This window comes from Magnetospira sp. QH-2 (assembly GCF_000968135.1).
Classification (GTDB): Bacteria; Pseudomonadota; Alphaproteobacteria; order Rhodospirillales; family Magnetospiraceae; genus Magnetospira.
This window is the reverse complement of record NZ_FO538765.1, coordinates 1305078-1324741: the sequence shown is the minus strand read 5'-3', so window position 1 is coordinate 1324741 and position 19664 is coordinate 1305078. Positions and strand designations below refer to the sequence as shown.

The 19664-nt window shown below is 60.0% G+C and carries 10 protein-coding genes; 5 read left to right on the top strand and 5 right to left on the bottom strand.

Annotation, left to right across the window (positions count from 1 at the left end):
* Nucleotides 1-9: 9 nt before the first annotated feature.
* Complete coding sequence (locus MGMAQ_RS06185; RefSeq protein ID WP_046020855.1) at nt 10-4137, bottom strand: hypothetical protein; 4128 nt, start codon at nt 4135-4137, stop codon at nt 10-12.
* A gap of 185 nt (nt 4138-4322) precedes the next feature.
* Nucleotides 4323-4619, bottom strand: a complete 297-nt coding sequence (locus MGMAQ_RS06180) for a hypothetical protein (RefSeq protein ID WP_046020854.1) — start codon at nt 4617-4619, stop codon at nt 4323-4325.
* A 123-nt stretch (nt 4620-4742) separates the two neighbouring features.
* Here MGMAQ_RS06180 and MGMAQ_RS06175 point away from each other — a divergent pair, with 123 nt between their 5' ends.
* Both MGMAQ_RS06175 and MGMAQ_RS06170 read left to right on the top strand, forming a co-directional pair.
* The gene (locus tag MGMAQ_RS06175; RefSeq protein WP_046020853.1) at nt 4743-5090 is read left to right on the top strand and encodes a phenylpyruvate tautomerase MIF-related protein; all 348 of its coding nucleotides are present in this window, start codon (nt 4743-4745) and stop codon (nt 5088-5090) included.
* 10 nt (nt 5091-5100) lie between these two features.
* Entirely contained in the window at nt 5101-5289 is a 189-nt protein-coding gene (locus MGMAQ_RS06170) for a hypothetical protein (RefSeq protein ID WP_046020852.1), read from the top strand.
* Nucleotides 5290-5298: 9 nt separating this feature from the next.
* On the opposite strand, the gene MGMAQ_RS06165 is transcribed toward MGMAQ_RS06170, so the two are convergent.
* The 3 genes from MGMAQ_RS06165 to MGMAQ_RS06155 form a co-directional block, all read right to left on the bottom strand.
* Entirely contained in the window at nt 5299-5730 is a 432-nt protein-coding gene (locus MGMAQ_RS06165; RefSeq protein WP_046020851.1) for a response regulator, read from the bottom strand.
* Nucleotides 5731-5740: 10 nt separating this feature from the next.
* Nucleotides 5741-8686 carry an ABC transporter substrate-binding protein gene (locus MGMAQ_RS06160; protein ID WP_046020850.1) on the bottom strand — a complete coding sequence of 982 codons (2946 nt, stop codon included), beginning with the start codon at nt 8684-8686 and terminating at the stop codon, nt 5741-5743.
* 118 nt (nt 8687-8804) lie between these two features.
* Nucleotides 8805-14966, bottom strand: a complete 6162-nt coding sequence (locus MGMAQ_RS06155; RefSeq protein ID WP_158498798.1) for a LamG-like jellyroll fold domain-containing protein — start codon at nt 14964-14966, stop codon at nt 8805-8807.
* A 233-nt stretch (nt 14967-15199) separates the two neighbouring features.
* Between MGMAQ_RS06155 and MGMAQ_RS06150 the strand changes: the two genes are divergently transcribed.
* The 3 genes from MGMAQ_RS06150 to MGMAQ_RS06140 are packed head-to-tail and all read left to right on the top strand — an operon-like array spanning nt 15200 to nt 19643.
* Entirely contained in the window at nt 15200-16666 is a 1467-nt protein-coding gene (locus tag MGMAQ_RS06150; RefSeq protein ID WP_148560870.1) for a TolC family protein, read from the top strand.
* Nucleotides 16663-18348 (top strand): ATP-binding cassette domain-containing protein, encoded by a 1686-nt coding sequence (locus MGMAQ_RS06145; RefSeq protein ID WP_046020847.1) that lies wholly within the window; start codon nt 16663-16665, stop codon nt 18346-18348. The genes MGMAQ_RS06150 and MGMAQ_RS06145 overlap by 4 nt, the downstream gene beginning before the upstream one ends.
* Complete coding sequence (locus MGMAQ_RS06140) at nt 18345-19643, top strand: HlyD family type I secretion periplasmic adaptor subunit (RefSeq protein ID WP_046020846.1); 1299 nt, start codon at nt 18345-18347, stop codon at nt 19641-19643. Before MGMAQ_RS06145 ends, MGMAQ_RS06140 begins: the two co-directional genes overlap by 4 nt.
* The last annotated feature ends 21 nt before the right edge of the window (nt 19644-19664 follow it).

The window sequence follows — 19664 nt, the reverse complement described above, 5'->3', positions numbered from 1 at the left end:
ATGCCAAACTTACCCTTCCAGCGCCTTGGCCAGCAGCATATAAACCTTGCCCACGTCGGCGGTCAGGAAGGTGGCGCCGAGCACGTTGTTGCGATCATTGGCCCGCGAGCCTTCCAACACTTCCTCGAACTGCTGACGATAGCGATCGACAAATTCACGGAATTCCGCATCGGCTTTGTAGCGATCACGAATGGCAGCCAGCTTGGCCTTGTCCCTAAAGCCGAGGATCTTGCGCACAAAGACACCCTTGTCGCCCTTGGTATAACGTTGCCAATCGTCCTCGGTGACCGGGGTCTCCATCAAGCGATTGATATCCACGGCCAAGGATTGCAGAGTCTCGGAGATGAAGGTCATGCGGCGCAGGAAGTCGTCGGTGGATGCCTTGTCGGTTTCCACTTTCAGCACTTCCAGCAACGATGCGGCTTCGCGCGCCGTCTCGCGCATGTCGCGGGACTGGCTGTCCATGGCCTTGGCCACTTCGCGGGACTGTTTGGCAACCTTTTCGGACGTATCCGACAGCTGAGCGGTCCGCTTCTCCAAGGTATGATCCCAGACACTGAGCTTGGCCAGGGCCTGATCAGAAACCGTATGCACCTCGCGGCCCCGTTTGTGCAGGGAGTCGGTAATGGTCTCAATGGCCGTGACCGCTTCTTGATACCCGGCGCGCAGCTCCAACAATTGTCGTTGTAGATCCGAGGCCGCCTTGTCCAAGCTACCCGAGCCCTGCTTGGAGGCCCGTTCCGCATGATCGGATTCTTCTTGGAGACGTTGGGCGACGATGGAAATATTCTGGGCGCTGGCTTCGGCGGCAGAGGCGAGACGGGCGGTTTTCTGATCCAGCAGGCGGCCCATGCTCGACAGGCGTTCGGCGGCTGAATCCCCGGCGGTTGCCATGCTCTGCGCCCCATCGCGCAGCACTTCGGCGGCCGCACCCACATGCCCGGCGGCGCGGGTAGAGATGGTCTTCACATCTTCGGCCCGGCGTTCCAGTTCCTCGCCCGCTGTTTCCAAATACCCCATGGCCTGATCGGTGACCGCGCCCAGTTCCTGGGAATGGGTGAGCAGCGATGCGCCCGCTCCATCGAGACGGTCGGCGGAACGCTTGGAGACCTGATCCAGGTGCCCCACCTGCTGCCCCAACGCTTCCGAGGCCACGGACATGATCCGGGCGGCTTTCTGGGCCACGTCGCCCACTTGGCGAGCCTTGCTGTCCATTGCCTGACTGGCCCGATCGAGATCCTTTTCCGCGTTGGCGGCGGAATCGTTCAGAGCATCAACCCGTTGACGCAGCACTTCGTCAGTGGCGGACAAGGAGGCCGCGACCTGATCGGAGGACTGGACCACATTGATGGTCTGGGCCTTGATGGCGGCTCCCATGCCACCGAGAATCTTGCGAGATTGTTCGGTGGTATCTTCCAATTCCTGGGCCCTCGCGCCAAGAATCAGCGCCGTATCATTCAAGCGGGTCACCACCTGTTCGGATTTCTCGGTGGCGGCGTCGGCCTTGCTCCCCACGGTTTCCCCGGCCAGAGCCACGCGCTCGGCACCATCCTCGGAGGCAAGAACCACCGCATCGGTCGCATGCCGCAGACCGTCGGTGGCCCGGGTCAGGGAGTCAGCGGTTTCCTCGGTGGCGCGGGACAGGGAATCGGTGATGCCTTGCAACACATCGCCCGCCTCATCCATGCGTCCGACGATGGTCTCGGCCACCGCATCCAATTCCAAGGATCGGTTTTGGAAGGATTCACCGGCCGTGCCCATGTCGCGCATGACCCGGTTGGAGGTCACGTCCAACTCATCGGTCTGCTGTTTCAGCGCCGTCATCAAAAGGTTCATCAGACGGGCGGTGCGGCTGGCTGCCTCGCCCACATCGCGGGCACCGGTCTTCACCGCCCCATGCAGTTCGGTGAATTTGCTGGTAGCCGCGTCGGCAATACCGGTCAGCGCCCCCGATTGGCTGGAGAGCGTATCCGAAGCCGTGCGCAGACGGCCCTCTGCCTCTTCAGCGGCGGCCAGCAGATCTGTGCGACGGTTGGCCAGCAATTCGCCCAAAGCCTTCAAGGCCAGACTGGCCTTGCCCGCCCCTTCGATAGCCTGACCGGATCGTTCGGACAGCAATTCGCCCAGACGGTTCAACAGGCCTTCGGCGGTGCGCACCGAATGATCCAGATCCTGGGCATTGTTGGCCATCAGTTCGGTCAGGTTGACCATGCGGGTCGAGGCTGCCTCGGTAGAGCTATCCAGGTCCCGAACCCGGATCTGTAGATCCGAGTCCAGACTCTTGAGCCGATTGGCCACTTCGCTGCCCAGGGTCGAGAGGCGCGCCACCCGTTCGGTAAAGGAATCGCTCCAGTTTCCGGTGCGGTCGGCGGTCTGCTGCATCTCCTGCAAGCCGGTCTGCATGGCATGGGTCACGGTGGCCAGAGCGGTCACACCGGTATCTCCAGCCGCTTCCAATTCCAAGGTCCGGGCCCGCAAGGTTTCGGACACCCGGTCCATTTCCGTGCGTGCCTGAGTCTCGACATAGGACAGGTCGCTACTGCGCTTTTTCAGGGCCTCGCCGGCCAGGTCCAGACTTTTGCAAGCCACGTCGCTGTGCTGGACCATCTGCCCGGCTTGACGCGCCAGCCCTTCTTCGGCTGCCTCCACCTGTGCGACCGATTGTTGGGTGATGTCCTTGAAGTCCTCGGCGCGCCGGGAAAGATCCTCGGCAACCTTGGCCACATCCGCCAACCCCTGCGTGGAAAGGTTACCCAGTTCGCCGGATAGCCCATGGACCCGCTCGCTCAGTTCGCGGGTCCGTTCCTCGGCCCGATTGACCGAAGATTCCATGGTTTTAGTATGATTGTCGTAAGCGAGACCCACCGCCTCGATTTTGCCCAAGGCGCGGTCGGAGGCATCGTTGAGGTTCTGAGTCCGGGAATCCAAGTTGGCCCCGGCATCCATCATCCGCGAAGCCACACGGTCGGAGGTCTCGTCCAAGGTGCGCGATTGGGCACCCAGGGAGGCCTCCATGGCCGAGGCCTGAGTGGAAACCCGACGCCCCACCGCTTCCAGGTCCTTGGCCTGCCCCATCAGAGTCTCGCGCATCAGTTCACCGCGCGTCGCCGCCTGATCGGTGCGTTGTTCCAGCAACCGTCCCTGTTCATCGACAAATTCCGCCGTGGATCGGGCCTTTTCCGCCGCTTCGGCAATGGCGCTGATCAGGGTTTGAGAGCTGTCGCCCAGCACCTTGGATACATCCTCGCCCCGTTGCGCCGCCTTGGCGCCAGCATCGGCCAGGGCTTCCGCCTTGCCGTCCAGCAAGTCTGCCACTTCCCGGGCGATGGTGACCGCCACCTGAGTGGATTCCTGCAATTCACCACCGCGCGCACCAAGCAGGTTGGCCACGCCGGTCAGTTTCGCCGCGTCGTTTTCGCTGCGACCCTCCAAAGAAGAAATCTGCGTCGACAGCAGATCCGCCGCTTCTTGTACCCGGGTAACCACCAGGGTCGCCGCCGTGTTCAGCTCGCGTGTCTGGCGTTGCAGGGCCTTCTCGGTCTCCTTGGAAAACTTTTCATTGGTTTCCGACAGGCGTGACAATTCGTGCAACCGATCGCGGATCAGACCATCCATGGCCCGCGCCCGGTTCAAGGCATCTTCACTGGCCTCGGACAGGCCGCGTGACTGGGCATGCAAAGAACGGGATATCTCCCGCACCCTGGTGCTGGCATTTTCGGACGGATAGGTCAGCTTTTGCAAATACCAGCGCAGAGCCCGCGCCTCGTATTTGAGAATGCGCCCACGCTCCACGAAAGCCACGCCGACCCAGAGCAACGCCACCGGGGTCAAGATACCCGCCGCCAGGCCACCTGCTTCATGGGGCAGCAGAATAAACACCTGTTCCCAGCCCAATTGCCGATGCACCACATAGACGCAAAGCGCGATCCAGATCACGCTGACGAGCGCCCCAATCACCACTGGCAAGCGATAGCGCAGATGGCGTGGCAGGTTCCAACTGTCGGGCGACAGATGTTCATCGACGATGAAACCCTCTTCGGGCGGCAACTCTTCCGCCTCGTGCGGACGGTCGGCATCATAGGCGACCGAAATGTTGCGGTTTCCCGTTCCGTTGGAATCAGACGTGTTCGTGCCCATGGCTCAGCGTCCTCGAAAGGCTTCTGTTACGCAAAAAGACAGCCCATTACACTACACGAGTATAAAAAAACCATGAACCGAAAACAAAATCAGGGTGTTAGCGGAATTAACGCACAAATCGGTTCAAATCCGGAAGACCTACCAGATCTTGTGGAAGACACCCTTGGGTGCCCCAGTCCTATGGATCAAGTCATGGCCCAAGCGATGAGCGCCAAACCGATCACGCCGGTGATTAGGGCCCCGCCGAACTCTTTTTCCAGCACCCGCCGCAGGGTCATGCCCAGAAGAAGAATCCCGATGATGACCAGGGCCCAGGTGCCCCAACCGGCATTTTCCATGCCGCTGCCGCGGGCCACGCCGGAGAAGAAATCATCGAAGGCCTCGCCAATCCCGCCACCAATGGATGACAACCAGGCAATAACATTGCCGACCATTTCGCCAAAGCTTTCAAAGATGCCCTGATCGTTGGCGCTGAAATTCATAATCGTCGTCTCCTCCGGTGTTGCGTCGGCATAGCCGAAAACGGCGGGAGGATCAAGCTACGCGACATCCGGAAAATTGCGTACACTCTCCGCCTCGCCCACCGCCGAAAGGGAATCCATCCAATGCCGCTGTTAACTTTGCGCACCAACGTCCCCATTGCCGAGGCAGACCAGATTGCTCTGATGGCGGAATTGTCACACCAAATGGCCTCGGCTCTCGGCAAGCCGGAAAGCTATGTGATGGTCACGCTCGAGGCCGGGCGCGCGATGATGTTCGGTGGCTCCGAGTCTCCGACGGTCTTGTTGCAGCTCAAGAGCCTGGGCCTCGGCACCGATCAAACCAACGGCCTGTCGGAATTGCTCAGTGCCCTTGTCGAAACAAACCTTGGCATTCCCGCGGATCGTACCTACATCGAATTTTCTTCCCCCGAGCGTGCCTTTTGGGGCTGGAACGGAAAAACCTTTGCCTGAGAAAAAACCCATGAATCGCCCTGTCAGCAACGGCTTTGAGCCCTGCCCCAATTGCGATGGAGACGGACGATTGACCGCACAGCGCAGCGGCGACTGGCGACAGCAACCGGAGCGCTACCGCCCCGATCAGATGGTGGATTGCATAATTTGTGGCGCCACGGGCCAAATCCCCAAGCGCGGGACCTTCAGCGAAGGGTAGCCTCAATCCCTATTTCAGATGACTGGCATCGATGGGCGGCTTGGTCATGGCCCGGTTGATCTTCGAAATCAGGTCGGCCTTGGATACGGGCTTCACCAGATAGCCATGAATGCCGTACTGCACCGCCTGCACCACCCGTTCCTTTTCCGCATGGCCAGTGAGGATGACCACGGGCAGGTCGTGATTGCCCACGTCCGGCGCCGAGCGAAGATACTTCAACACCTCAAATCCATTGACCCGAGGCATTTCTAGGTCCAGCAGGATGAGGGTGAATGCGTATGAATTGTTAAGGATGTACTGAACAGCCTCGCCGCCATCCTGAGCCAGCACGATCTCGCCCACCCCAAGGTCTTCGAGCATGCGCTGAATGAGCCGCCTCATGAAGGCTTCATCCTCCACCAGCAGCACCGATACCTTGCTCAGATCTTGTTTGCCATTCATCGTCAGCCCCTCAATGCTCTTCAACCGGTCTGTTATCCGGCTTTAAATCTTCGAACTTCGGCAGGAAACCTTTTTCAAGAGTGTCCGGCGACGGATAGATGCCATTGGCAATCAGCTCGTCCCAGACAGTCACATGGACTCCCTCGACCACTTCTTCCCGGATGCCGTAATCCTCGATCCAGATCTGCACCTCGTAGGTCGCCACCCAGCCCAGATTCCATTTCATGCCGGTGAAGCGTACTTCCGGCTGCGGATCCTTGACCACATAGGGCAACTTCTCAGCGGTGCGGGTCATGATATCGTCGGTGACGTCGTGGTTATAGCGGGCATCCACCTCCACTTCGATTTCCAGACGGACCACGGGCCCGGAATCGAAATTATGAACACCCGCCTCCGACACCTGTCCATTCGGTACACTGATCACATAGCCGGCGCGGGTCTGCACCCGGGTGGTCCGCCATGTGATATCGATGATCCGGCCTTCTTCCATCTCGCCGATCTGGACCCAGTCCCCCACAGCGAAGGGCCGCTCGATATTCAACACAATACCCGAGAAAATATTGGAAATATTGGCTTGAATGGCCAAGCCGACAATCATGGCCAACAGACCGGAAGTAGCCAGTAGAGAGGTTACTTTTTGATCGAATACGAAGGCGATAATGCCGAAGACGGCCAGGGAATAAAGGGTCACCGAGCCGAAGACCCGAACCACGTTGGGAATGGTGCGCCCGGTATGCTCTTCCAAAGGCAGCCAGATAAATCGCTCCAAGGCCAGCGCGGCGATGCGTGCCGGTACGATCCACCAAAGCATGTCATAGGCCATCACAATGATGTCGATGTAATAGCCATCAAGGCGATGAAAGGCATTCTGCAACGCCAGATTTCCCGCCGCCGTCAACAGCAAAGGCCAGGAAATCAGACGCAGGAACCAGGACTGCACGAACCAGAAACGGCGCTTGCTTTTGCGGTCCATCCAGACAGCGAACACACTGCCCAGCAGCCCAAAAACGCCTACATATACGAAGTATTCGGCGGGCACAAAATCACGCGCCTGCACCTCGCCACGCTTGATCAGCACGCCCAGATCGATGCGCGAGAATTCCGGGGCGTTGGTGGTGTAACCCACATAGGCCGGATCGCCCAGCGTACCCCGCCGCGAGATATCCTGCGACAGCCAGGCCCGCTCCGACACCCAACCCATGTTGGGGTTGATGGCCTGGCGACGGGTGATCTGGTCGAGCACCGAATCCTCGCCCTGTAAATTCATGCCCAGCACGTCGACCACATAAAGCAGATTGTTGCGATTGAGCTTGCGGTGGGACAGGCTGACACCCAACACATGGGAGCCGTAAAAACGGTCTGTTTCGGTAAAATTAAGCAAGAACTTGCCGGAAACCTGATAGGCCCGGTAGGTCATGTCGCCGATCTGTTGCTCGTCGATGGGTTCCTTGAGCTCAATGGGCTCAACGGCATTGGTGAATTCCACATCGTTGGGTTCGAACTTGCCCCGATAGCGAAACCAGATGACGAATTCCATCTGTGCCGCGTTCTCTTCGATGGAAATCTCGGAGACGTCTTTCAGGTCGATGCCGGTGTAAACCACGTTGGTGCGGTACATGAACCGGTCATTCACATAGAGCACCTTGCCCTTGCGCAATTCGCCGATGTAATTGGTGCGGCCATATGAGGTGATTGGCTGCAACTGAGTCAGGGCAGAGACCATGTCGAGACCATTGTAGGCCCCGATCAAAACCGGTGTTCGACTGCGGCGATCCTCGCCGAAGCCGCGGGACCCGGCGATGCCGCCGACTTCGTTGCCTTCGATCTTCATGTCTTCGAGGAATGAAAGAACCGTTTTACGCAGATCCTTCACCGCCTTGGAGGCCACTTCTTCTCCTCCGGATTTCAGGCCGCTGACCAACAGGTGCGCCGCCTCGTAGGCATAGGCCGCCACCCAATCGGGCGGCGCGCCATAGCGGTCGCGGTACCGGGTGGCAAAGGCCTGGGCCTGCTCATTGGCTGTATCCAAGAGCAGCGGCGTGGAGACCATGATTCCGTCCGTATAGCGGGCCTTGTCCGCCCCGCTGGGAAGGCCCGCCGATACGGCTTCCATGAAATTCTGCGTGCTCAGGGCCGAATGAGCGACAATGACGTTTTTCAGCCTTGCATCGCGGATCATCCGCACGAGGGCCGCGCCATGTTCGCCCCGAACAGCCAGGAACAACGCCCCGGCATCCTTGCGTTCGCTCAATTCCTCGACGATCCTCTTGAGTTGCGGCATGGGATCGGTGGCGCTGGAATCAAACAGCCAGTTATAGCGGATGGCCGTTCCGAAACGGCGGTAAGTGGCTTCGAACGGTTCGGCCAGAGAGGTCCCGTATTCATCCACGTCCTGAATGATGGACATGAGCTTGTGGCCCAGCACGTTGCGGGCGTAGTTGGCCAAAAACCGCGCCTCTTGCTCGCGCCCGAACATGGTGCCGAAGATGGGTCCCTCGGGCAGGACCTGCTCGGATAGAGCCGCCGGAACGATCAAGGGCAGGCCGCTTTCCGCATAGGTCGGGGCCAAGGCCCGAACCCGATCATCCCGCCAATGCCCCACCGCACCCAGGGTATCCCCCTTGGCCATGTCCCGAATTCGCTGAGCCACGGCATCGGTCGCACCGCTGTCATCAATGACATCAAGCGCCAATCGACGGCCGTCCAATCCGCCTTTATCGTTAATCTGATCAATATAGATTTCGGTACCCTGCCTGAGGGATTGCCCAATCCGGGAGTCCGGGCCGCTCATGGGCCCGACCACCGCCAGCTTGGAAAAGACCTCGGCTTCTTGTTCGAGAACCGTCTCGCGAATAATCAGGGACGCCACCAGACTCAATATTATGAGAGCCAGCAGGATCAAGAAAAACCGCTGTCGCTTGGATTGCCCCGCGCCGCCTGCCGACCCCGCACTCATCGTTTGCCCCTTCAATTCACCGGACGTTCGGCCCCATTCTCCCGCATGGCGCGGAAAAATCAACGAAAACGCTTCGATGAGTGTCCATGACCCCTGGGTGGCGCCCTTTTTCTCCCGATCAGGTGATATCTACCTGGACGATTTCAGTGGTTTCATTCCCAGCGGAATCGGTCACGGTGACGGCAAAGGAATCGTCGGCGGCACTGTTTCCGTCGTTTTCATAGGTATAGGTATTGCCACTCAGAGTCATGGCCGAGGCATGATCGGGATCCACGGCCATGGCGTAGGTCAGCGAGTCTCCCGCCGCATCGGTACCCAGCAACAGGCCCTTGTAGGTCTCGCCCTGTCCCACGGTGGGCTGCGACAAGTTGGTGAACTTAGCCCCGCCGGTCACGGTGCCGTCGTGGCCATTGCCGGTGCCGTCGGCAACGGTTGTCCCGCCGCCTTCGTTGAAATTCCAGTAGCCCGCCAGATCCGCTTCATCGCCATTGAGCTGACGCCCCATGGTGTCTTGGATCTCGGACTCGCTCCGCACATCGTTCCATAGCCGGACTTCTTCCACCGCGCCTTGGAACAGGGATGCCCCGCCCAGCCCCCCCACTTCCAGCGCCTGTCCGCCAATATCGACCGAAGTCCCGGGCGTGGCTGTCTGATCTTGGGCAATGCCATTGATATAGAGCGACATGTCGCCACTGGTGCCATCATAGACACCGGCGATGTGAATCCATTCGCCTTCGCTCAGCGCACCGTTGGAGGCAATGGTATAATCCAGACCCTCGGCATTCAGGGTGAAGTTCAACAGGCCACCATCCAATTGCAGAGCCATTTCATCATTGCCGAGGATGGTCTGGGCATCGCCGCTCAGGCTGTCGGGTCGGATCCAGGCTTCGACGGTCAGCGCACCGGTCAGCGACAGGGCCGCCGGATCGGCGAGGGTCACCATGTCATCAACGCCATCGAAAGTCAGGGCTTGGTTGTCTTCCAGGCCCATATCCACCTGTGCGACAGTGTCCGTGGCATCTTCAACAACCCGGCTGGACGCTATCTTGGTCGCGGCTTGGCTTTGGGTCCAATCGGTATCCGCCAAGGTTACCGTAAACAAGGACTCAGCGGTGTTTCCCGCCCCATCGGCGACGCTGAGGACCGTTTGTCCATCTCCCGCGTCATCGAGCATGACAACTTGGCCACCAGAGTCGATTCCCAAGGTTTCGAATACCGCATCGAAATCCAGCTTGTTGTTCCCGGTCGCATAGTCAGTGATGGTGATATGGCCCGCGCTGGAAAACACAAAGGTGTCTGATCCATTGCCACCCGACAGTTGGTCGTCCCCACCGCCGCCATTGATTCGATCCGAGCCAGCGCCGCCGCCGATAACGTCCGCTCCGGTCGTTCCGGTAATCACGTCACTGCCACCACCGCCATCGATGCTCTCGATGTTCGTCAGAACGGTGGAACTGAAGTCCAGGATATTTGCGCTCGAAGATCCGGCAATAACATCTGTTCCGGCCCCGCCATCAATCACATTGATGCCGTTGGTGGCGTTGAACGTCCCAGATAAGCCGATGGTGTCATCACCGGAACTACCGAGAATGGTATCAACACCGGCGCCACCGGAATACGCATCCGACCCCTCGGACGAACCACTGACCAAGAACACGTCGTTTCCGGCACCGCCGGAAAGAGAGTCATCGGAAACACCGCCGGAAATCGTATCGTCTCCATCCGATCCGATAATGGTATCGGAGCGACTACCGCCGTCGATCAGGTCGATATTCAACAATTCCGTGGCACTGAAATCCATCACGTCGGTATTGAAGCTGCCCTGAATCACGTTGTATCCGGCCCCGCCATCTATCACTTCAACGGATTGGGTCGGATCAAACAGTTGGTCGATGCCAATGGAATCATCGCCATCTCCGCCAAGGATGGTGTCGGTGCCTTGTCCACCATCGTACAGATCGAAGCCCTCGGCGCTGCCGTCAATGCGAAAAACATCGTCGCCGCCGCCGCCGGACAGGACATCATTGGATGTTCCGCCGGTGATGGTATCCGCACCATCGGATCCGATAATATCATCCACTCCGGCCCCGCCGGTTATCAGGTCGATGTTGTGCAATTCGGTGGCGCTGAAATCCAGCTGGTTATTCTTATAGCTACCTTCGACCACGTTGTAGCCGTCACCACCGTCAATGGTTTCGACCGAATCCGCGGGACCAAAACTCTCGAAAATACCAATGGTATCGTCACCTTGACTGCCGAGAATGGTATCCGAGCCCGTGCCGCCGTCAAAATCGTCAAAGCCCTGATCGGTGCCCGTGATTCCAAAGACGTCATCTCCGCTGCCGCCGATGAGTATGTCGTTGTCCTCACCGCCTTGCAGCAAGTCGTTTCCATCATCGCCTGACAGGGTATCGCGACCGGCACCGCCGTCGAGGATATCGGATTCGTTCCCACCGGAGAACTCGTCGGACCCCCGATCTCCGTACAGGATATTGGCAAGATCAAGATCCAGCCCCCCGCCCGCACCGTCGTCGTTGCCCGGTGTCCCAATGAACACGGCCGCCGGATCGGTATCGATGGGATAGGCCACCCCATCGCGCACAATCACGGTCTCAATGCTGGTCCAACCGGAAATATTGATGTTGAGGTCGGCAATGGCATAGGGGCTATCCGTCGTGTAGGCGGATGTGTCCGATTGATTGTAGGCCTGCAGGACCGTCAATAGGTCGGCGGTGGGCATGTTGTCTGGATCAAATTCAATGCGCAGGACGTTGGAATCCGTCAACCCATTGGCTGAACCACCATGAATCTCATCGGCGGCCCCCGTCCCCACATCGGCGACGGCAAAGGCATAGTAGGCCGCTGTGATGCCTGAAATGGTCGTTGTCGCGGTGGTTGGCGTAATCCCACCTTCGTTGTCTATGACGTCATAGCTGATTTCCAACGTCACCGACTCGGTGCCGGAAAGATAGGCGAACTGCGACGGGTCAAGCGTGAGGACGCCGGTCAAATTGTCGACAACAAAGGTGACTGGGTTGCTTGGCGAAGGACCGCTGGAAACCGAGATTGATACGGTGCTTGTATCAAGATCCGCCCCCCGATCCACATCCGAAGCATTGCTCAGCAGGTCGATTTCATAGGCCGCGGATTGCTCCGTCGCATCGGTCGGACCGACGACGGGAGCACTGACAACCGGCGCATCGTTGGCACCGTTGATGGTCACCGTGGCCGTGGTCGCTACAAATCCACCATTGCCGTCAATCACGTCATAGGAAAATTCAAGATCAACGCTGTCTCCGACCGCCAGATAATCGAACTGGGTCGAATCAAGGCTCACTTGGCCGCTATCATTGTCGATGGTGAAGACGACCGCGTCGGTCGGGGCAATCCCACCGGTCACGGCGACGGCAACGGAAGCCGTATCCAAATCGTCGGAAAGATCATCATCGGAGGCGTTGCCCAGCAGATCGATCTGGATCGCCGACCCATCATCGGTCACTCCCGAAGGCCCCACAACGACCCCACTGACCGTTGGGGCGTCATTGGCGCCGTTGATGGTCACCGTGGCCGTGGTCGGCACAGAGCCGCCATTGCCGTCAATAACATTGTAGCTCACCTCGAGATCAACGCTCTCGCCGACCGCCAGGTAGTTGAACTGAGCCGGATCCAGATCCAGTTCTCCGGTTCCATCGTCAACCGTGAAAGCCACGGGGGCCAGCGGGAGGACCCCACCCACGGCATTTACCGAAACCGATTGCGTATCCAAATCGTCGGAAAGATCCTCATCGGAGGCATTGCCCAGCAAATCGATTTGGAAAGACGCGCCATCTTCGGTCACTCCGCTCGGGCCCGTCACCACACCACTGACCGCCGGGCCGTCATTGGCGCCGTTGACGGTCACCGTGGCCGTGGTCGGCACAGAGCCGCCATTGCCGTCAACAACATTGTAGCTCACCTCGAGATCAACGCTCTCGCCGACCGCCAGGTAGTTGAACTGAGCTGGATCCAGATCCAGTTCTCCGGTTCCATCGTCAACCGTGAAAGCCACGGGGGCCAACGGGAGGACCCCACCCACGGCGTTTACCGAAACCGATTGCGTATCCAAATCGTCGGAAAGATCCTCATCGGAGGCATTGCGCAGCAAATCGATCTGGAAAGACGTGCCATCTTCGGTCACTCCGCTCGGGCCCGTCACTACACCGCTGACCGTCGGCTGCTCATTGTCCCCCGCCACCGACAGGGTCGCGGTCTGGGTCACCGAGCCACCATCGCCATCAGTGATGTCATAGGTATAGACCAAGTCCTCGGTCTCGCCGACGGCGAGATAGACATAGGCGTCCGTATCGATGGTCAAGACGCTGCCAGTGACTGTTACACCGACCCCATTCCCACTGACCAACGTCAGATTGCTGATGACCAGCGCGCCGCCGCCATCCGGATCCGAAGCGCCCGCCAACAAGTCCACGTCCTGATCGCCGCTCTGTTCATTGCTGTTGACCACGAGGGGTCCCGCGACCAGTGGCAACAAATTGGGGGTGGTTGCCGTGTCGGGCGTCGTGGTGTCACCCGGGTCGGAGTCGCCACCGTCATCGCCGGAATTCGTACCCCTTGATTCGGTCGTGGTCGGGATTCCGTTCCCCGAGCCGCCGATCAGGCTGCCAGGCCCACCACCGTTCTGGCCGTCGCCGCCGAAACTTGGCCCGTTCCATGTGTTGCCATTCGATTCGGGTGTATCGTTCCCGCCCGCCGCTGTTTCAAACTCGTCAAACCCTTCATCGGGCAGCGCTTCGTCATCTCCCGTTCCGTCGTCGACGAATTCCTCGACAACCGGCTCTTCGGTTCCGGCGGCCGTGCCCTCATCCAAAAAGGTATCCAGCTCATCATCGGTGTCATTGGCGGCAACCTGGGTATCGGTATCCCCATCCAGGGCATCGGCAATCTGCTGGGCCGCATCGTTGGCCCCCGTGACCGCCTGATCCGGATCCTGCCCTTGCTCAAGAGCGGTGGACAATGCCAGCTCGAAATCCTCGCCGCCGTTCAATCCATCAGCATTGCCGGTGGCCAGGGCATTGAGGATATCGCTGCCCCCTTCATCAACCAGAGCCTCTGATTCAACCACCTGCTGGGAAGCGGCAATGGCGTTGGGCAAAGCGGTGCCCAGGCTTTGGCCATTGGACATAGCCTCGGCCAGAGCCTGTTCAAAGGCACCCACATCGCCGCCCATGTCGCGGATGAGCGACGCCACATCACCACCGGTGGCCAGGGTCTGCAACAATTGATCCACTTGCGACAGGGTCAACTGCGTATCGCCCCGGGCTTCCGCGATGGACTTGATGGTCTGTCCGGCCTCTTCCAGGGACGCGGCCCCCAGGCCTTTTGCCAGGGCATCGCCCAAGGCGTCCAGATAACCGCCATCGCCACCCGCGGCCAGCACCATGTCGTTCAGCGTGGCGTCCACGTCTTCGCCTTCGGCCAGCGCGGCGATCATGGCGGCGGCGGGATCCAGCTCAAGATCGCTTTCCTCGCCAGCCCGGGCCAATTGGGCCTGTGCGGCGGCGGCCAATTCCAAAGCGACCCCCAGGTCGGCACCAGAAGCCAAAGCCTCGCCGAGGGCTTCGCGGAAGGCCTCGGAATTCATGAATTCGTTGTCCAAGCCTTCGCCGGAGGCCAGCGCGGCCAGGAGACTATCGCCGCCTGCTGTGGCCAAACCATTCAACAAGAAGCCATCGGCGGCTCCGCGGGCTTCGCTCAAGGCTTCTTGTAGCGTGCTCCCCTGGGCCAAGGCCTCGCGCAGCACCTGGGCGAACACTTCCGCCACCTCGCCCAGCATATCGGGAGAGGCCTCCAGGAGATCCGCGACCTCGATTTCACTCAATTGATCCACGGTCCGGCCGTCGGCGTCGCGCCCGGACAATTCTGTTAGCCAGGTTTCGTCAAGGTTTTGAGCATTCTGGTCGGCTTGGGCCTGGGCCTGGACGAAAATGCCTTTGGCAAGGTCCAGGGCTGCTTGCGGAGACAAACCGTCACCGAGCGCTTCCACAAGGGCCGCAACGAAAGCATCGGAGGCCTGTTGGGCCACTTCGGGTTGGATTCCGCTCGCCAGGGCCTCGGCCAAGGCGGCTTGCACCACATCGGCGACGGCCGACTCGATTCCCCCTTGCGTGGCGAGTCCGCTCAGCAAGAGTTCCAGGGAACTCATAGAATCGGCACCCGAATCGGTTGGCATCAAGGTCTCTCCCTGAGTGCCTTCGATTTCGCTAGCCGTGGTACCTTCGGACATAAAGTCCTGATTTTGTTCTTTTTCCATTGTCCAAGCTCGCTCGCGTCCAACTATGAGGCGCCAAAAACCGGCCCTCTTTACCGGATCATTTATTATTATGATTTATCCGGTTATTTTAAGGGCAGGGAATAAAAAGCCTTATTTCCTCTCAAGAGCTTGGACTATAAGGAAACCAGAGTTTGCCCCAAAAGGCAACCTTGATACGGGAAAAAGATGGGTGGAAGTTTGAACCGATGGTAGGCCGGAACCGATATTCGGACGGTTATCGCTATCCGCGTCTACTGGCGCTGGTGGCCTGCCTGCTGATCGTGCTCCCTTTCCCTGTTGATGCCGCCGAACCGTTTTCCGATCTGCTGAGCGATGTCCTTGAACGCCATGACCGGATCGAAGCGGTGCGGTCCGACCTGGACGCCGCCAAGGAACGGGCCAAGGCCGCTTTTGCGCCGCTTTATCCCACTTTGGACGTGACCGCCAATTACGGCTGGGAGACCCAACTCAAGCACGAAGCGGCCAAGACCTCCACCAGCTTCCAGGAAGCCGACCTCAGCCTGACCCAATTACTGTGGGATTTCGGCGCCTCTTATGCCGGGATCGAACGCACGCGGCTGCAAATCTCGGAACAGGAAGTGTCACTCATATCGGTCCGGCAGGATCTGATCGAGGAAGCGGCCAACGCCTATGTGGATCTGCGCCGATCGGCGACGGTGTTGCTCTATGCCCAGCGTTCCGAAGCCAACATCCTTGATACCACCGGATTGGAGGAAGCCCGGGTCGAGGCCGGAGGCGGTCTTTCCACCGATGTTTTGCAGGCCAAGACCCAGCTGGCCGAGGCGGAATCCCGCCGCATCGCCGCCGAAGGTGCGATGAGACGCGCGGAAAATCGCTACAGGGCCGTTTTTGACCAGCTGCCCGGTGACTTGGAATCCCTGTTTGAGTTAACCGTCGCGGACAGCCATCTTCCAATCAGTCTCGAAGACGCTCTCGATCTGGCGACGGCCCACAATACCGACTTGCAACTGGCCTCCTTGAGCGAAGCCATCGCCCGTCAGGATCTGCGGGAAACCCGCCAAGACGCCTTCTTTCCCAAACTGGAGGCCATCGCCGAGCGGAAATGGAAGAACAATGTTGGCGGTACCTTGGATTTCAAGGGCGAGACCCTGGCAAAGGTGGAATTGAGTTTCCCCTTCAATCTCGGCTTCACCGCGGTCAATACCCTGCGCGCCGCTCAGTCGGATATCACCTCGCAGTCCCGACGCATGGGCGATACACGGCGCAACGTGGAAGAAGAAGTCCGCAACGCCTGGCAATCCCTTGATGAGGCGCGTCAAACCGCCGCCGCCCGCCATACCCAAGCGGAAATCTCCGCCGCCTTTTTGGAATTGGCCCGCGAGGAACGCAGTTACGGCCAACGATCCTTGATCGATGTCCTTTCTGGCGAAACGTCCTTGATCAATGCCCGTAGCGATGCCGCCAATGCCGAGGCCGGCGCCGTCGCCGCCGCAATCACCCTGCTACGAGCCACCGGGCGCTTGACTCCCGAGGTTTTCGTCGAACAGGTCGCCAAGCCCCTGAACCTACCTGAACCGGACCCCTACGCCGATGGACCCAACGCGGTCCAACCGATGGTCGAACAGGATGACACATTCGTGCCGCCGATGGTCGACCCGGACGAGGATCGGCCCTTCGAGGAGCTGCCATGAAGGAGTTGATCCGACGCCTGGCCTCGCGTCCCGGCATCGCCACCGAACTATTGCTCGCCTCATTACTCGCCAACCTGCTGGCCTTGGCCTCGCCGCTGTTCGTGATCCAGGTACTCAATCGCTATGTGTCCTATGGGGTTGATTCCACCCTGGCCACCCTGACCGCCGGGGTGCTGGCGGCGATCATGCTGGAGTTCGGATTCCGCCATGCCCGTCACCGCCTGGCCGAGGCCATGCTGGGCACTGCCAACCGGGAACGGGCCCATGGCGCTTTCGGCCTGCTGGTCAGCGCCCGCCGCGATGCTCTGGACCAAATTCCGGTGGAGCGGCGACGGGACGCGGTGCGTGGCTTGGAAGCGGTGGAGAGCGCCTTCACCCCTGCCAATACGGCAACCTTGATGGATATCCCCTTCGCGCTCATCTTCGTTGGCGCCTTGTTTGTGCTCAGCCCGCTCCTCGGCCAGATCGCCTTGGGTTTTGTTGGCGGGGTTCTCCTGTTGGGGATCATCGGCCTGCGCTTGCAACGGGGACCGCAACGGGGCCTGGCCGATACGGAAGCCGCCGGTCAGGCCCTGGTTGCCGCCGCCGACCTGACGGCCGACAGTATCCGCGCTTTTAACGGCCATGCCCATGTGATGGCCGGATGGCGCCGCTATCTGGAAGCCGCTTCAAACCTGCGCCGCAAGATCGGCAGCATCCAAGGTGTTTCCCAGGCCCTGACTCAATCGGCACAAGCCGTCATGGGAGCCGCCATCATCGCCACCGGCGCCACCTTGGTGGTGGGGGGCGAACTGGACGTGGGCGCCTTGATTGGTGCCAATATCCTGGCCGCGCGGGCTCTGGGTCCGGTGGCCCGGCTGGCCCAACTGGGGGAGTCCCTGGTCCGTGCCGAACAGGCCCTGAACCGCATCGCCGACTTGGCCCAGTTGCCGGTGGAACCGGAAAAGGGCGTGCAGCTTTCGCCCTATTCGGGACGTCTCGGACTGAAAGACATCTCCTTTGGCTTTCCCGGTGCCGCTTCGCCGCTGTTTGAAAAGCTGGACCTAGATTTGGCGCCGGGCTCGGTGCTGCTCTTGAGAGGCCGCAACGGCGCGGGCAAGAGCACCCTGGCCCGCTTGCTGGTCGGCCTCATCGAACCGCAACGGGGTCATATTCAGGCTGACGGCGTTGATCTCCGTCAGTTGGACCCGGTCTGGTGGCGACGGCAGATCTCCTATGTGCCGCAAGAACCCCGGTTCCTGGATGGCACCGTGCTCGACAATCTGAAAGCCGCCAATCCGGATCTGGACGATGCGTCGGTCAGCGCCTTGATCGGCGCCTGTGGCCTGGGCCGCTTCGTCAATGAAAGCAGCGACGGCCTGCATACCATCATATTCGACAACGGCCGTCGGCTCGCTGCAGGCATTCGCAAGCGCCTGGCTCTGGCCCGGGCGTTGGCGGTAGATGGCCTGGTGGTGGTCCTGGATGATCCCACCGAGGGCCTCGACGCGGAAGGGCGGCAGGCAGTATATGGGCTTCTCAAGGGCTTGGCGGAACGGGGGCGCACCTTGATCATCGCCTCCGACGATCCGGTAATTGTCCGCGGCGCCCGCCTGATCCTGGACTTAGACAGCAAGCCGGTACCGAAGATCCTAAGGGTGACCGGACGGCCGCCGTCGCAACAGGGGGGGACAGCCTCATGAGCCTGGCCCGCACCCCGCCCCCGCCTCCTTGGCGCAGCAACCGCGCCACCCATCTGTTCTTGTTCACCTGCCTGGCTCTGGTTGGCGTCGTGGCGACTTGGGCGGCCTACGGCAAGCTGGATATCGTCAGCAATGCCACCGGCACCGTGGTCCCCGCCAGTCATGTGCAGGAAGTTCAGCACTTGGAGGGCGGCATCGTCGCAGAATTGCTGATCGACCAAGGGGACAAAGTCACCGAAGGCCAGCCCTTGGTGGTCTTGGAAACCACAACCAGCGGCGCCGACGTGGCACGCATGCAGGTCCGACTGGATGGCCATCGGATCGACTTGGCCCGGTTGATGGCGGAAGCCAACGAAGACGATAGCGTCACCTTCCCCGAGCCCCTAACCACCACCCGTCCGGCCCTGATCAATCGGGCGCAAACCTTGTTTCAGGCCCGCCAGTCGCGGCTGAATGGCCAGCTCAAGGCCCAGGATCAGGCCATCGAGCAGCGCCAATTCGAGGTTCGTGAAGTCTCTGCCCGCCTGCAAGGCAATCGGCGCAATCTCAAACTTCTGAATGAGCAATTGGTGATCAGCCGCAAACTTCTGAAGCTCGATTTGACCAACCGCCTCAAGCACTTGGACTTAGAACGCGAGGCCGCTGCCCTGAAGGGCAAGATCGCCGAAGATGACCAGCTTTTGCCGCGCACTCGCTCGGCGCTGGAAGAAGCCCGTACCCGGCGCACGGCTCTCCGCCAGGCCTTTGTGGAAGAGGCCCGAGGGAAACTGCAAGAAGTGCAGGTGGCTGCCGCGGAACTGGTCGAGGCCCTGCGCAAGGCGGAGGATAGTCTGCAACGCACGGTCTTGCGCAGCCCCACCGAAGGCGTGGTCAAGACTTTGCATATGCGCAATGTGGGCGGCGTGGTCCGTCCCGGCATGGTGGTGGCCGAAGTCGTACCATCCGACGACCGCATGGTGATTGAGGCCCGATTGCCAACCGCCGATGTGGGCTATGTCCACGAGGGACAGAAAGCCATTGTCCGCTTGGCCTCGGCCGATGGCCTGCGGTTTGGTGGTTTGACCGGGAAGGTCGTAGCCATCAGCCCCGATGCACATCTGACCGACGACGGATCGCCCTACTATCAGGTGCGCGTGGAGACCGAAGCCGATCATTTCGCAAAGGGCGATCTGCGTTATGACTTGATCCCCGGCATGCAGGTGCAATGCGCCATTCAGACCGGGACAAGGTCTGTCTATGAGTATTTTCTTGATCCCTATTTGACCGCCTTCCGGCAAGCGCTGCGCGAACGCTAAAAAGGCTTTAAAACCGGTATT